The 13938-nt window shown below is 68.0% G+C and carries 9 protein-coding genes; 7 read left to right on the top strand and 2 right to left on the bottom strand.

Annotation, left to right across the window (positions count from 1 at the left end; all coding sequences use genetic code 11):
- Nucleotides 1-12 precede the first annotated feature (12 nt).
- The 6 genes from AC3WOH_RS18330 (at nt 13) to AC3WOH_RS18305 (ending at nt 5247) form a co-directional block, all read left to right on the top strand.
- The gene (locus AC3WOH_RS18330; RefSeq protein WP_492230749.1) at nt 13-540 is read left to right on the top strand and encodes a YbaK/EbsC family protein; all 528 of its coding nucleotides are present in this window, start codon (nt 13-15) and stop codon (nt 538-540) included.
- Nucleotides 537-800 carry a DUF1289 domain-containing protein gene (locus AC3WOH_RS18325; protein WP_492230748.1) on the top strand — a complete coding sequence of 88 codons (264 nt, stop codon included), beginning with the start codon at nt 537-539 and terminating at the stop codon, nt 798-800. Before AC3WOH_RS18330 ends, AC3WOH_RS18325 begins: the two co-directional genes overlap by 4 nt.
- Nucleotides 797-1450, top strand: coding sequence for a 2-hydroxychromene-2-carboxylate isomerase (locus AC3WOH_RS18320; RefSeq protein ID WP_492230747.1), 654 nt, complete (start codon nt 797-799; stop codon nt 1448-1450). Before AC3WOH_RS18325 ends, AC3WOH_RS18320 begins: the two co-directional genes overlap by 4 nt.
- A gap of 42 nt (nt 1451-1492) precedes the next feature.
- Entirely contained in the window at nt 1493-3052 is a 1560-nt protein-coding gene (bchE, locus tag AC3WOH_RS18315; RefSeq protein WP_492230746.1) for a magnesium-protoporphyrin IX monomethyl ester anaerobic oxidative cyclase, read from the top strand.
- 220 nt (nt 3053-3272) lie between these two features.
- Nucleotides 3273-4943, top strand: coding sequence for an MFS transporter (locus AC3WOH_RS18310; protein WP_492230745.1), 1671 nt, complete (start codon nt 3273-3275; stop codon nt 4941-4943).
- A gap of 145 nt (nt 4944-5088) precedes the next feature.
- A complete protein-coding gene (locus AC3WOH_RS18305) occupies nt 5089-5247 on the top strand; it encodes a hypothetical protein (RefSeq protein WP_492230744.1) in 159 nt (52 codons plus the stop codon).
- 173 nt (nt 5248-5420) lie between these two features.
- Here AC3WOH_RS18305 and AC3WOH_RS18300 read toward each other — a convergent pair whose 3' ends face one another.
- Entirely contained in the window at nt 5421-6548 is a 1128-nt protein-coding gene (locus AC3WOH_RS18300; RefSeq protein ID WP_492230743.1) for an ABC transporter substrate-binding protein, read from the bottom strand.
- A gap of 102 nt (nt 6549-6650) precedes the next feature.
- The gene (locus AC3WOH_RS18295; RefSeq protein ID WP_492230742.1) at nt 6651-7769 is read right to left on the bottom strand and encodes an ABC transporter substrate-binding protein; all 1119 of its coding nucleotides are present in this window, start codon (nt 7767-7769) and stop codon (nt 6651-6653) included.
- Nucleotides 7770-7951: 182 nt separating this feature from the next.
- Here AC3WOH_RS18295 and uvrA point away from each other — a divergent pair, with 182 nt between their 5' ends.
- Complete coding sequence (gene uvrA, locus AC3WOH_RS18290) at nt 7952-13828, top strand: excinuclease ABC subunit UvrA (RefSeq protein WP_492230741.1); 5877 nt, start codon at nt 7952-7954, stop codon at nt 13826-13828.
- Nucleotides 13829-13938 lie beyond the last annotated feature (110 nt).

Here is a 13938-nt window from a genome sequence, read left to right as displayed (position 1 = left end):
GGAATTTTGGATATGTGCGGAGCGGAACTGAAGAACTTGCCGGAAGGCGTACAACGGGTGGCAGCGGCGCTGCAGGCGCAGGGCCATCCCCACATGCCGCAGATGCTCGACGATGCGGCGCGCACCGCGCAAGAGGCGGCCGATGCGCTGGGCATTCTCGTCGGCCAGGTGGCCAAGAGCATCATCTTCCGGCGCAAGAGCGACGATGTGGCCGTGCTCGTGGTGACCTCGGGCGACCGCCGCGTGGACGAGAAGAAGGTCGAGGCCCATGTGGGCAAGGTCGGCCGCGCCGATGCCGAGTTCGTGAAGGCGCGCACCGGCTTTTCCATCGGTGGCGTGTCGCCGCTGGCACACGCCACGCCGCCCGTCACCCTGATCGACCGCGACCTGCTGCGCTTCGACGTGGTGTGGGCCGCGGCGGGTCATCCGCACAGCGTGTTCCCGCTGCACCCGAACGACCTCACGCGCCTGACCGGCGCGCCTGTGGTGGACGTGGTGCAGGAGCCTGCTCCACCGGCAACCCCTGCTGTGGCCGCATGAACCCTGTCGAGCTGCTGACCGAACGCGCCCGCCAGATCGGTGCGGCCGGGCATTTCGACGCCGGCAGCACGGAGCCCGTGCCTTCGCCCTGCATCTCGGTGTGCCGCATGTCGCCCGACCGCAGCCACTGCGAAGGCTGCTTTCGCACGCTCGACGACATCCGCATCTGGAGCACTGCCGACAGCACCGTGCGCCGCGCCATCTGGGCGCAGCTGCTGGACCGTGCAGGCATCATCGTCCACCCCGAGGCATCGCCATGAAACGCATCACCTTCTACCTGGACTTCATCTCGCCCTATGCCTGGCTGGCCTTCGAGCGCCTGCCCGAGGTGCTCGAAGGCTTGAGCTACAGCGTGGCCTACAAGCCGGTGCTGCTGGGCGCCCTGCTGGCCCAGCATGCCAACCCGGGCCCGGCCGGCATTGCGCCCAAGCGCGACTGGACCTACCGCCACGTGACCTGGCTCGGCCATGCCCACGGCATCGGCCTGCAGATGCCGGCGCGCCACCCCTTCAACCCGCTGCCGCTGCTGCGCCAGGCGCTGGCCTGCAGCGATGACGGCGCCATCAACCGCTATGTGGCCGGCACCGTGCTGCGCCATGTCTGGCAGGGCGGGCAGGACGCTCTGGACCCCGCACGCATGGCCGATCTGGCTGCCGCCCTGGCGGAGCAACTGCGGCCCGGCCAGGACATTGCCAGCGAAGGCCCCAAGGCCCTGCTGCGTGCCAACACCGAGGCTGCGCAGGCGGCGGGCGTGTTCGGCGTGCCGGCCTTCGAGGTGGACGGCAAGCTGTTCTGGGGGCTCGACGGCCTGCCCATGCTGCGCGCCTATCTCGATGGCGATGCGTGGTTCGAGGGGTCCGGCTGGGACGGGGTGAGCGCGGTTCCTTCGGGGCTGGCGCCCAAGGGCTGAAGCAGTCCGCTGGGTGGGCCGGGCGGGTTATTCTCGGCCCCGATGCACATCGCGCTCGTCAACCCGCCCCACACCGCCATAGGCAGCCGCATTCCACGCGAGCACTTGCCGCCGCTGGGGCTGTTGTGCATCGGCGGTCCCTTGCTGGACGCGGGCCACCGCGTGGAGCTGATCGATGCCGAGCTGGCACCGCTCACGCTGGAGCAGATCGTGCAGGCGGTGGCGCAGTCGGGCGCCGGCACGGCCATGATCGGGCACTCGGGGTCGAGCTCGGTGCATGCCACCGTGCTGCAGCTGTGCTGCCTGCTCAAGCGCGCGCTGCCTGCGCTGCACACCGTCTATGGGGGCGTGCACCCGACCTACCACTGGGACGAGATCCTGGCGGAATGCGCCGAGATCGACACCATCGTGCGTGGCGAGGGCGAGCAGACCACGCTGGACCTGGTCCAGGCGCTGGAGCGCGGCGATGACCTGCGGACCGTGGCGGGGATTGCCTACCGCGAGGGTGGAGTCCCCGTGGCAACGGCCGATGCCCCCATGCTGCGCCGGCTCGACGACTACCGCGTGGGCTGGGAGCTGATCGACCACGCCGACTATTCGTACTGGGGTGGCAAACGGGCTGTGGTGGTGCAGTTCGCGCGCGGCTGCCCCTACCTGTGCAACTACTGCGGCCAGCGTGGTTTCTGGACCCAGTGGCGCCACCGGGACCCGGTGCTGTTGGCCAAGGAGCTGGCCAGGCTGCACCGCGAGCATGGGGTGGAGCTGATCAACTTCGCCGATGAACTGCCCACCGGTTCGCGCAAGGCGTGGCGGGCGTTTCTGGAGGCCCTGATCGCCGAGGACGTGCCGCTGCTGCTGGTGGGCTCCACCCGTGCCGGCGACATCGTGCGCGACGAAGACATCCTGCACCTTTACAAACGGGCGGGCGTGATCCGCTTCCTGCTGGGCATCGAGAGCTACGACGAGGCGACGCTCCAGGACATCCGCAAGGGCGCGAGCATGGGCGAGGACCAGCGCGCCATCCAACTGCTGCGCCAGCACGGCATTGTGTCGATGGCGACCTACGTGGTGGGCTTCACGGAAGAGTCCGATGCCGACTACTGGAAGTCCTACCGCCACCTGCTGCGCTACGACCCCGACCAGGTGCAATTGCTGCATGCCACGCCACACCGCTGGACGCCGTTCTACGCCACGGTGGAGAACCGCCGGGTCATCCAGGCCGATACACGGCGCTGGGACTACAAGCACCAGGTGCTGGAGGCGCGGGGTGTGCCACCCTGGCGGGTGTTCGCCTGGTTCAAGACCCTGGAGGTGCTGATGCAGGTGCGCCCCAAGGTGCTGTGGCGCCACCTGTTCCACCGCGACGCCGACTACCGCCATGCCATGCGCTGGTACACCCGCATCGGGCGGCGCGTGTGGTTCCATGAAGTGGCCGAATTCCTGTTCGACACCCGCCTGCTCCGGGACGGCCCCTTGCTCAAGGATTTTCTCGGGCCCTCGCTGGCCGAGCGGGAGTATGCCCTCGACAAGCGCGGCCGGACCGCACGGCCGGTGGCCATCCCGGTAGTGCCTGAAGGCCAGCGGCGCCAGCCCCATTTCTGACGCACGGCCCGTCCGCATCTAGGGGTAAACACCTCCCACTGCGGTCACCTTCTCGCATGCTGGAAGCGACCCCAAGGGTTTCACCCTAAGTTGTCAGAGCGCGGTCAGTTTGGTGCAAGGCCGTGTTGGTTTCGCGTCAGAGCGTGGTCAGTGCGATCTCCAAGAATGTGGGCAGCCGTACCAGAGGTGCGGTCTGAATACATCACACAGGAGACAAACCATGGCAACCCATCCCGCACCGCGGCCGATGACCGCCGAAGAGAAGAAGGTGATCTTCGCTTCGTCGCTCGGTACCGTTTTCGAGTGGTACGACTTTTACCTGTACGGCTCGCTGGCAGCCATCATCGCCAAGCAGTTCTTCAGCGGTCTGGATGCGGGCGCGGCCTTCATCTTCGCGCTGCTGGCGTTTGCGGCGGGCTTCCTGGTGCGGCCCTTCGGTGCCATCGTGTTCGGCCGCCTGGGCGACATGATCGGGCGCAAGTACACCTTCCTGGTCACCATCTTGATCATGGGCCTGGCGACCTTCATTGTCGGCCTGCTGCCCAGCTACGCCACCATCGGCGTGGCGGCGCCCATCATCCTGATCGCCCTGCGCATGCTGCAAGGCCTGGCGCTGGGCGGTGAGTATGGCGGTGCCGCCACCTACGTGGCCGAGCATGCCCCGCACGGCAAGCGCGGCGCCTACACCTCCTGGATCCAGACCACGGCCACGCTGGGCCTGTTCCTGAGCCTGCTGGTGATCCTGGGCGTGCGCCTGAGCCTGGGCGAAGCCGTGTTCCAGGACTGGGGCTGGCGCATTCCGTTCCTGGTGTCCATCCTGCTGCTGGGCATCTCGGTCTGGATCCGCCTGTCGCTGTCCGAATCGCCCGCCTTCCAGAAGATGAAGGCCGAGGGCAAGACCTCCAAGGCCCCCCTGTCCGAGTCCTTCGGCCAGTGGAAGAACCTGAAGATCGTGATCCTGGCACTGGTGGGTCTGACCGCCGGCCAGGCCGTGGTCTGGTACTCGGGCCAGTTCTACGCGCTGTTCTTCCTGACGCAGCAGCTCAAGGTGGACAACACCACTGCCAACCTGCTGATCGCCTCGGCACTGCTGCTGGGCACGCCCTTCTTCGTGGTGTTCGGTGCGCTGTCCGACAAGATCGGCCGCAAGCCCATCATCATGGCCGGCTGCCTGCTGGCGGTGGTGACCTACTTCCCCGTCTTCAAGGCGCTGACCGAAGCCGCCAACCCCGACCTGGCCAAGGCCCAGGCCACGGCTGGCGTGGTGGTGACGGCCGACCCCGCCTCGTGCTCCTTCCAGGGCAACCCGGTGGCGCGTGAGATCGACTTCCGCAGCTCCTGCGACATCGCCAAGCGCTACCTGGTGCAGAACTCGGTGAGCTACGACAACGTCGCCGGCCCTGCAGGCTCCAAGGCCGTGGTCAAGATCGGTAACAAGACGGTTGAAGCGCCCACCGGCAACGTGGTGAACCTGAAGTTCGACGAAGCGTCCGCCAAGGCCATCGCCGCCTTCAAGAAGGAAGTGGCCGATGACCTCAAGGTGGCCGGCTACCCCGCCAAGGCCGACCCGGAGAAGACCAACAAGGTCCTCGTAGTGGTGCTGCTGTTCTGGCTGGTGCTGCTGGTGACCATGGTCTACGGCCCGATCGCCGCCATGCTGGTGGAAATGTTCCCGACCCGCATCCGCTACACCTCGATGAGCCTGCCCTACCATATCGGCAACGGCTGGTTCGGCGGCCTGCTGCCCACCACGGCCTTCGCCATCGTGGCCCAGACCGGCAACATGTACAACGGCCTGTGGTACCCCATCATCATCGCGGGCATGACCCTGGTGATCGGCACGCTGTTCATCCGCGAGACCAAGGACGTGGACATCTACGCCAACGACTGACGGCGTAGCACGACTGCGACCAGTGCCTGCCCCCGCAGGCACTGTGTTCCAGAAAAAGGCCTCGCAGCTGCCATGCGGAGCTGCGAGGCCTTTTTGTTGAACAAGCAAACCCCTATCCCAATCCAATATTCAGGAGAGTTGAGCCATGTGGAAGATCGTTGTCGGATTCGTCGTGTTTGCCGCCATTTCGCTGTTCGTCATCATGAAGGCCGGTGACAAGGTGGACATGGGTGGCGAACAGCACGGCGGCGACTCCCTGCACGTGCCCGCCGCCCCTGCATCCGGAGCCAGCGCAGCGCATTGAAAAGAAGCACCCCCTGAGGCGCTGCGCGCCTGCACCCCTCTCTCGACTCGCTATGCGAGTCGGGAGGGGGACGCCCCCGGTGCGGCGGGGCGGTCCTTGCACGGGGGCACTGGCCTTGGCCGCACCAGTTCTTCGGGCGGTGGGCCTAAATTGCGGCCCTATGCCAACGGCAGCTACCGCTTGAAACGCCCGTCGGTACCGATGATGGAGAGGTCGGAGAAATCCAGGCCCGAGTGGTCGGTGGCGCTGAAGGAGAGCGTCAAACCCCCCATGTCCCAGTTGCGTATGCCTTCGAGGCCTGCGTGCAGCTTGGCACGGTCGGGCTTGGGACCGGCGCGCTTGAGGCCTTCGACCAGCACCTTGGCGCTCACGAAGCCCTCGACCATGGCGGGGGTCAGCTCGCTCACGCCACCGGCCTTGGCCAGGTCCATGGCTTCCTTGATCAGCGGGTAGTTCAGCGAACGCTCGGAGGGGAACACCTGCGTCACCACCACGCCGCGCGCACTGTCGCCCAGGGCCTTCACGAAGCCGCCCGAGGCGTTGTTCGACAAGGTCACGATCTGCCCGGTGACGCCTGCGGCGCGCAGCGCCTTGATGCCGTCCACCACGGCTGCGCCGGTGCCGATGAAGATCACCGCCTGCGGCTGCTTTTGCGCCACGCGCGGGGCGATGGCGGAGTAGTCGGGCTTGGCGCGGTCGAATTTCTCGATGAACAGGGCATCGATGCGGTTGGCCTTGAAACCCGCCTGGGCCCCTGCCAGCCCGTCGGCACCGAAGGTGTCGTCCACGTGCACCACGCCGATCTGCTTGATGCCCAGCGTGTTGAGGTGGGTGATAGCCTTTTCCACCTCGCGCTGGTAGGTGGCGCGCACATTGAACACGTACTTGAGCACGGGCTTGTGCAGCACCATGGCGCCGGTGGAGGGGCCGATGAGCGGCACACCGTGCTGCTCCAGCACCGGCACGATGCCCTGGGTGTGGGGCGTGCCCCGGGTCATGAACAGGCCGATCACGCCCTTCTGCTCGATCAGCGTGCGCGTGTTCTCCAGCGTGAGCTTGGGGTCGAACTTGTCGTCGAGCGTGATGACCTCGACCTTCTGCCCGGCCACGCCACCGCGTGCATTGACATGGTCGAGGTAGAGCGAGGCCCCTTTCATCGATTCCTGCACCGTGGCGGCCGCCGAGCCGGTCACGCCCACCGTCTGGCCGATGAGGATCTGGGCCTGGGCCGGGCCTGCCAGGGCCAGCAGGACCAGCACGGCGCGCGCCGTGGGGGTGGGGAAGGCGACAAGGTGCTTCATACGGACCCCGGAGGTAGGTGGCTGGCGACAGTGTAGGTCGAAGGTGTGACAAAAGGTAGCCAGGGATTTGCCTGATCCGGGCCGCCAGCCCCCTGCGGGGCTTCAGCGGCGGAACTTGCCATCGGTGCCGATGATGGACAGGTCGGCGAAATCCAGGCCGGTGTGGTCGTCGGGGCCGTAGCTCAGCTCCAGGCCGCCGAGGTCGAACTTCTTGATGCCTTCGAGGGCGAGCTGGATCTTCTCGCGCGTGGGCTTGGGGCCGGCGCGCTTGAGGCCCTCGACCAGCACCTTGGCGGCGGCAAAGCCTTCGAGCATGGCTGGGCTGATCTCGGCGACGCCCCTGGCCTTGGCCAGCGCCTGGGCTTCCTTGACCATGCCATAGGTCACGGCCCGCTCATTGGGGTAGACCTGGGTGACGATCACGCCACGCGCATTGGCGCCCAGGCTCTTGATGAAGCCGCCCGAGGCGTTGTTCGAGAGGGTCACGATCTGCGCGGCCGAGCCGGCGCCGCGGATCGCGTTGCCCGCGTCCACCACGGCCGAGCCCGAGGCGATCATCAGCACGGCCTGCACCTGGGCCTTGGCCACCTTGGCTGCGATGGGGGCGAAGTCGGGCTTGGCGCGGTCGAACTTCTCCTGCAGGGTCGCGCTCAGCTTGCTGGCGGCCAGGCCCTTCAGGGCACCGGCCAGGCCGTCGGCACCGAAGCTGTCGTCGGCGTAGACCAGGGCGATGCGGGTGATGCCCATCGAGGCCAGGTGGGTCATGGCCTTTTCGGCTTCGCGCTGGTAGGTGGCGCGCACGTTGAAGATGTTCTTGCGCACGGGCTGGTGCAGCACCATGGCACCGGTGGACGGGCCCACCAGCGCCACGCCATGCTTGTCCAGCAGGGGGATCATGGCCTCGGTGTGGGGCGTGCCGCGCGTGAGGAACATGGCCAGCACGTTCTTTTCCTCGATCAGCTTGCGCGCGTTCTCGGCGGCCAGCTTGGGGTCGAACTTGTCGTCCATCGAGACGATCTCAATCTTCTGGCCGTTGACGCCGCCCTTGGCGTTGACGGCATCGATGAACAGCATGGCGCCGTCGGCCGTTTCCTTGACCCCCGCTGCCACCGTGCCCGAATAGCCCGCCGTCTGGCCGATCAGGATCTGTGCCTGGCCCGTGCCGCACAGTGCGGCGGCCAGGACTGCCGCGGTCCCCCATTGTGTCCATGTCTTGCCCATGGTCGTCTCCTTGGAATTGTGGGCTTACTCTAAGAGATGTCCGCGCCTGGCGGGCCGGCATAACCCGACGCACTGACAGGACTTGTCAGCAGATGTCAGCCCTGGGGGTATTGCACGGGGGCCGGACGGGAGCGGTGGCGCTGCCTAGAATGTTCCGCCTCACCCCCCGAAAGACCTTCTCCATGACCCAGGGACTGATCCGTATCCGCGGCGCACGCCAGCACAACCTCAAGAACCTGGATCTGGACATCCGCACCGGGGAGCTCACGGTGGTCACGGGCCCCAGCGGCTCGGGCAAGTCCAGCCTGGTGTTCGACACGCTGTACGCCGAAGGCCAGCGCCGCTATGTGGAGACCTTCAGTGCCTATGCGCGCCAGTTCCTGGACCGCATGGACAAGCCGGCGGTGGACAAGGTCGAGGGCGTGCCACCGGCCATCGCCATCGACCAGACCAACCCGGTGCGCAGCTCGCGCTCCACCGTGGGCACGATGACCGAGCTCAACGACCACCTGAAGCTGCTGTTCGCGCGCGCCGGCCAGCTGTTCGACCGCGAGACCGCGCAGCCGGTGCGCCACGACAGCCCCGAGACCATCTACGCCGAACTGCAGCGCCGCTGCGCCGAAGCGGGCGACCCGCGCATCGTGCTCACCTTCCCTGTGGAGCTGCCGGCCAACACCTCAGCCGAGCAGGTCGAGCAGTGGCTGTCGGCCAGCGGCTTCACCAAGGTGCAGGCCGAGCGCGAGGTGGCCACGCCCACCGGCCCGCGCAAGCTGCTGGACGTGGTGGCCGACCGTTTCCGTCTGGGCAATGCCGAGAAGGCGCGCGTGATCGAGGCCATCGAGGTGGCCTTGAAGCGCGGCACGGGCCGGCTCAACGTCTACCGCCTGGGCGATGCGCCCGAGGCCGAGCCCGAACTGTGGCGCTTTTCCACGGGCCTGCACTGCCCCGACAGCGACCTGCGCTACAGCGAGCCCATCCCCTCGATGTTCTCGTTCAACTCCGCCGTGGGCGCCTGCGAGACCTGCCGCGGCTTCGGCCGCGTGATCGGGGTGGACTACGGCCTGGTCATCCCCAACGACAAGCTCACCCTGCGCGCGGGCGCGATCAAGACCATCCAGACCCCGGCCTGGAAGGAAGCGCAGGACGACCTCATGCGCCATGCCGAGACCGCCGGCATCCCGCGCGACACGCCCTGGAACAAGCTCACCGAGGAGCAGAAGAAATGGGTCATCGGCGGCGCGCCCGGCTACAAGGAAGGGCAGTGGAGCAAGCAGTGGTACGGCATCAAGCGCTTCTTCGAGTACCTGGAGAGCAAGGCCTACAAGATGCACATCCGTGTGCTGCTGTCCAAGTACCGCAGCTACACGCCATGCCCCACCTGCGCGGGCGCACGCCTCAAGACCGAGAGCCTGCAGTGGCGCATCGGCAGCAAGGACGCGGCCGATGCCGTGCTCGAACCCGGCCAGCGCTTCATGCCCGAGGGGGTGCAATGGAGCCGCGCGCAGCTCGAAGCCCTGCCCGGCCTGTGCCTGCACGACCTGATGCTGCTGCCCATCGACCGGCTGCGCCGCTTTTTCGACCGCATGGACTTCGTGGCCGAGGGCGCGCAGGGCAATGAGGGCGAGGCACAGGCCCTCAAGCTGCTGTTCGAGGAGATCACCACGCGCCTGAAATACCTGTGCGACGTGGGCATCGGCTACCTCACGCTGGACCGGCAAAGCCGCACCCTGAGCGGCGGCGAGGTGCAGCGCATCAACCTGACCACGGCGCTGGGCACCTCGCTGGTGAACACCTTGTTCGTGCTCGACGAGCCCAGCATCGGCCTGCACCCGCGCGACATGCACCGCATCACCGAGGCCATGCTGCGCCTGCGCGATGCGGGCAACACCCTGGTGGTGGTGGAGCACGACCCGGCCGTGATGCTGGCGGCCGACCGCATGATCGACATGGGCCCCGGCCCCGGCCGCCTGGGTGGCCAGATCGCCTTCGACGGCACCACGGCCGACCTGCGCCAGGCCGACACGCTCACCGGTGCCTACCTGAGCGGGCGCAAGCACGTGGGCTTCGGCTTCAAGCGCATGGTGACCGAGGCCACGCCGCGCCTGGTCCTCGAAGGCGCGCGCGAGCACAACCTGCGCGATGTGTCGGTGGAGTTCCCGCTGCAGCGCCTGGTCACCGTGACCGGCGTCAGCGGCTCGGGCAAATCGAGCCTGATCCAGGACGTGCTGGCCCCCGCACTGCTGCGCCATTTCGGCAAGGCCACGGATTCGCCGGGCGCGCACGACCGCATGCTGGGCGCCGACCACCTGTCGGACGTGGTGTTCGTGGACCAGTCGCCCATTGGCAAGACGGCGCGCTCCAACCCCGTGAGCTATGTGGGCGCGTGGGACAGCATCCGCGAGCTGTTCGCTGTGGCGCCGCTGGCCAAGCAGCGCAGCTACACCGCGGCCAAGTTCAGCTTCAACAGCGGCGACGGGCGTTGCCCGACCTGCGGCGGCTCGGGCTTCGAGCATGTGGAGATGCAGTTCCTGTCCGATGTGTACCTGCGCTGCCCCGACTGCGACGGCAAGCGCTACCGCCCCGAGATCCTGGAGATCACCATCGAGCGCGGTGGCCGCACGCTCAACGTCGCCGATGTGCTGGCCCTCACGGTGGCCGAGGCGGCCGACCTGTTCGCCAGCGACCGCGACGTGATCCGCGCGCTGCAGCCCATCGTGGACGTGGGGCTCGAGTACGTGGCCCTGGGCCAGCCCGTGCCCACGCTCTCGGGCGGCGAGGCGCAGCGCCTCAAGCTCGCGGGCTTTCTGGCCGAGGCGGCGCGCACGGCGGCCAAGTCGCGCCAGGCCGTGGCGCGCAAGGGCACGCTGTTCCTGTTCGACGAGCCGACCACGGGCCTGCACTTCGACGACATCGCCAAGCTCATGCGTGCGCTGCGCAAGCTCATCGACGCAGGCCACTCGCTGATCGTGATCGAGCACAACCTGGACGTGATCCGTGCCAGCGACTGGCTGATCGACCTGGGTCCCGAGGGGGGAGATGGCGGCGGCCTGCTGGTGGCCGAGGGCACGCCCGAGGACGTGCGCCAGCACGCCACCTCGCACACCGGCCAGGCCCTGCGCGACTACGAGCTGGCGCTGGGCGAGGGCGGGCATTCGGTGCACGAGAAGGCGGCCACCCTGCGCCGCCAGCAGCGCCTGGCGCATGCCGGCCAGGCCGATGTGGCCAAGAATGCCATCGAGATCGTCAACGCCAAGGAGCACAACCTCAAGAACCTGAGCGTGGACATTCCGCGCGGCCGCTTCAACGTGGTGACCGGCGTCAGCGGCTCGGGCAAGTCCACGCTGGCCTTCGACATCCTGTTCAACGAAGGGCAGCGCCGCTACCTCGAATCGCTCAACGCCTATGCGCGCAGCATCGTGCAGCCCGCGGGCCGGCCCGAGGTGGATGCCGTCTACGGCATCCCGCCGACCGTGGCCATCGAGCAGCGCCTGTCGCGTGGCGGGCGCAAGTCCACCGTGGGCACCACCACCGAGGTCTGGCACTTTTTGCGCCTGCTGTACGTCAAGCTCGGCACGCAGCACTGCGTGAAGGACGGCGCCGCCGTGCAGCCGCAGACGCCCGAGAGCATTGCCGCGCAATTGCTGCGCAATTTCCGCGGCCAGCACATCGGCCTGCTGGCGCCCCTGGTGATGAACCGCAAGGGCGTGTACACCGAGCTGGCCGACTGGGCGCGACCGCGCGGCTTCACCCATCTGCGGGTGGACGGCAACTTCCTGCCCACCACGGGCTTCCCGCGCATCGACCGCTTCAAGGAGCACACCATCGAGCTGCCCGTGGCCAGCATCGATGTGTCGGCCGACAACGAGGCCTTGCTGCGCGAATCGCTCGCGCAGGCGCTCACGCATGGCAAAGGCGTGGTGCACGTGCTCAGCAGCCTCGGAGGCCTGCGCGAAGCCATGGTCGCCGGTACGCCCACGGCGGCCATCGGCACGCTGCAGGCCTTCTCGACCAAGCGCGCCTGCCCGGTGTGTGCGACCTCGTACGCCGAACTCGACCCACGCCTGTTCAGCTACAACAGCAAGCACGGCTGGTGCCCCGACTGCGTGGGCACGGGCGTCAAGCTCACCAAGGACCAGCGCAAGGTCTTCGACGATTCGGTGCAGGACGACAACGAAAAGGGCCGCGAGCAGACCTTTGCCGAGCCCGAGGTCGAGGACCTGGCCGACACGGCTTGCCCCAGCTGCCAGGGCACGCGCCTGAACCCCGTGGCGCGCGCCGTGCGCTTTGCGGGCATCGGCATCACCGACATCGCGGCCTTGTCCGTCACCGACGTGCGCCGCTGGGTCGAGACGCTGCAGATCGAAGGTGGCATGACCCGGCGCGAGGCTGACATCGCGCGCGACCTGGTGCCCGAGATCAAGAGCCGGCTCGAATTCCTGGAGGAGGTGGGCCTGGGCTACCTCACGCTGGACCGCGGCGCGCCCACGCTTTCGGGCGGCGAGGCGCAGCGCATCCGCCTGGCGGCGCAGCTGGGCAGCAACCTGCAGGGCGTGTGCTACGTGCTCGACGAGCCCACCATCGGCCTGCATGCGCGCGACAACCGGATTTTGCTCAACGCCCTGCACAAGCTCGGCGACAAGGGCAACACGCTGGTGGTGGTGGAGCACGACGAGGACACCATCCGCCGTGCCGACCACATCATCGACATCGGCCCCAGTGCCGGCAAGCGCGGCGGCCGCCTGGTGGCGCAGGGCAGTGTGGCCGACCTCACGGCCACCGAGGATTCGCAGACCGGCCGCTACCTGCTGCACGCCATGAAGCACCCGCTGCAGCTGCGCCGCAGCATGCAGCCGGGCGAATTGAGCGCCGAGGAATTGGTCTTGGCCGAACCGGCGCCCGCACCTGCGGGGCGCCAGAGCGCCGCGGTGAAGAAGCGCGCGGCCGCTGCAGCGGCACTCAGCGCCGAGGCCCTGGCCGAAGCCAAGGCCCGCGCCGCGATGCGCTGGCTCACCGTGTATGGCGCACACCTGCACAACCTGCAGAACGTGACGGCCACCGTGCCGCTGCACCGCCTGGTGGCGGTCACGGGCGTGAGCGGCTCGGGCAAGTCCACGCTGGCGCGCGATGTGCTGCTGCACAACGTGCAGGCGTGGGTGCAGCAGCGCTCCACCAAGGCCGGGCGCGATGCCATGGATGCAGGCAAGGCACCGCCGCTGGTGGGTTGCACGGGCCTGGCGGGCTTCGAATCCATCGACCGCGTGCTCGAAGTGGACCAGACCCCCATCGGCAAGACGCCGCGTTCCTGCCCCGCCACCTACATCGGCTTCTGGGACACCATCCGCAAGCTGTTTGCCGAGACGCTGGAGGCCAAGGCCCGCGGTTACGCGGCCGGGCGCTTCAGCTTCAACACCGGCGAGGGACGTTGCCCGAGCTGCGAAGGGCAGGGCATACGCACCATCGCCATGAGCTTCCTGCCCGACGTGAAGGTACCTTGCGAGGCCTGCCACGGCGCGCGTTTCAACCCTGAGACACTGGCCGTGACCTGGCGCGGCAAGAGCATCGGCGACGTGCTGCAGATGGAGGTGGACGAGGCCGTGGACTTCTTTGCCACCATGCCCAGCATCGCGCACCCGCTGCAGCTGCTGCAGGACGTGGGCCTGGGCTACCTCACGCTGGGCCAGCCCTCGCCCACGCTCTCGGGCGGCGAGGCGCAGCGCATCAAGCTCGTGACCGAACTCACCAAGGTGCGTGACGAGGTGGGCCGCCGCGGCCAGAAGGCGCCGCACACGCTGTACGTGCTCGACGAGCCCACGGTGGGCCTGCACATGGCCGATGTGGACAAGCTCATCCGCGTGCTGCACCGCCTGGTCGACGGCGGCCACAGCGTGGTGGTGATCGAGCACGACCTGGACGTGATCGCCGAGGCCGACTGGATCATCGACCTGGGGCCCGAAGGGGGCAAGGCCGGCGGACGCATCGTGGCCGCCGCGACACCGGAGGAGGTGGTGAAGCAGGGCACGCACACGGGGGTGGCGCTGGCGCCGGTGCTGGCGCGCTGACGCGGTACGGGACAAGGATCCCCGCTCTGTACGGCAGGCAGGGCGGGGACACGGGGCAGGCAGGGCGACCCACGTGGGGGTTGGGAAACGTCCTACGGCAGGCGCGGAAC

The sequence above is a fragment of the Acidovorax sp. FW305-C-20-28 genome, from assembly GCF_058783375.1.
Note: the sequence above shows the minus strand (reverse complement) of the source record. Positions and strands in the feature narration are given on the sequence as shown.

Excerpts from the sequence above, each read along its gene's own strand:
- uvrA (WP_492230741.1), top strand. The coding sequence starts at position 7,952 with ATGACCCAGGGACTGATCCGTATCCGCGGCGCACGCCAGCACAACCTC.
- AC3WOH_RS18330 (WP_492230749.1), top strand. The coding sequence starts at position 13 with ATGTGCGGAGCGGAACTGAAGAACTTGCCGGAAGGCGTACAACGGGTG.
- AC3WOH_RS18310 (WP_492230745.1), top strand. The coding sequence starts at position 3,273 with ATGGCAACCCATCCCGCACCGCGGCCGATGACCGCCGAAGAGAAGAAG.
- AC3WOH_RS18325 (WP_492230748.1), top strand. The coding sequence starts at position 537 with ATGAACCCTGTCGAGCTGCTGACCGAACGCGCCCGCCAGATCGGTGCG.
- AC3WOH_RS18320 (WP_492230747.1), top strand. The coding sequence starts at position 797 with ATGAAACGCATCACCTTCTACCTGGACTTCATCTCGCCCTATGCCTGG.
- AC3WOH_RS18300 (WP_492230743.1), bottom strand. The coding sequence starts at position 6,548 with ATGAAGCACCTTGTCGCCTTCCCCACCCCCACGGCGCGCGCCGTGCTG.
- AC3WOH_RS18305 (WP_492230744.1), top strand. The coding sequence starts at position 5,089 with ATGTGGAAGATCGTTGTCGGATTCGTCGTGTTTGCCGCCATTTCGCTG.
- AC3WOH_RS18295 (WP_492230742.1), bottom strand. The coding sequence starts at position 7,769 with ATGGGCAAGACATGGACACAATGGGGGACCGCGGCAGTCCTGGCCGCC.
- bchE (WP_492230746.1), top strand. The coding sequence starts at position 1,493 with ATGCACATCGCGCTCGTCAACCCGCCCCACACCGCCATAGGCAGCCGC.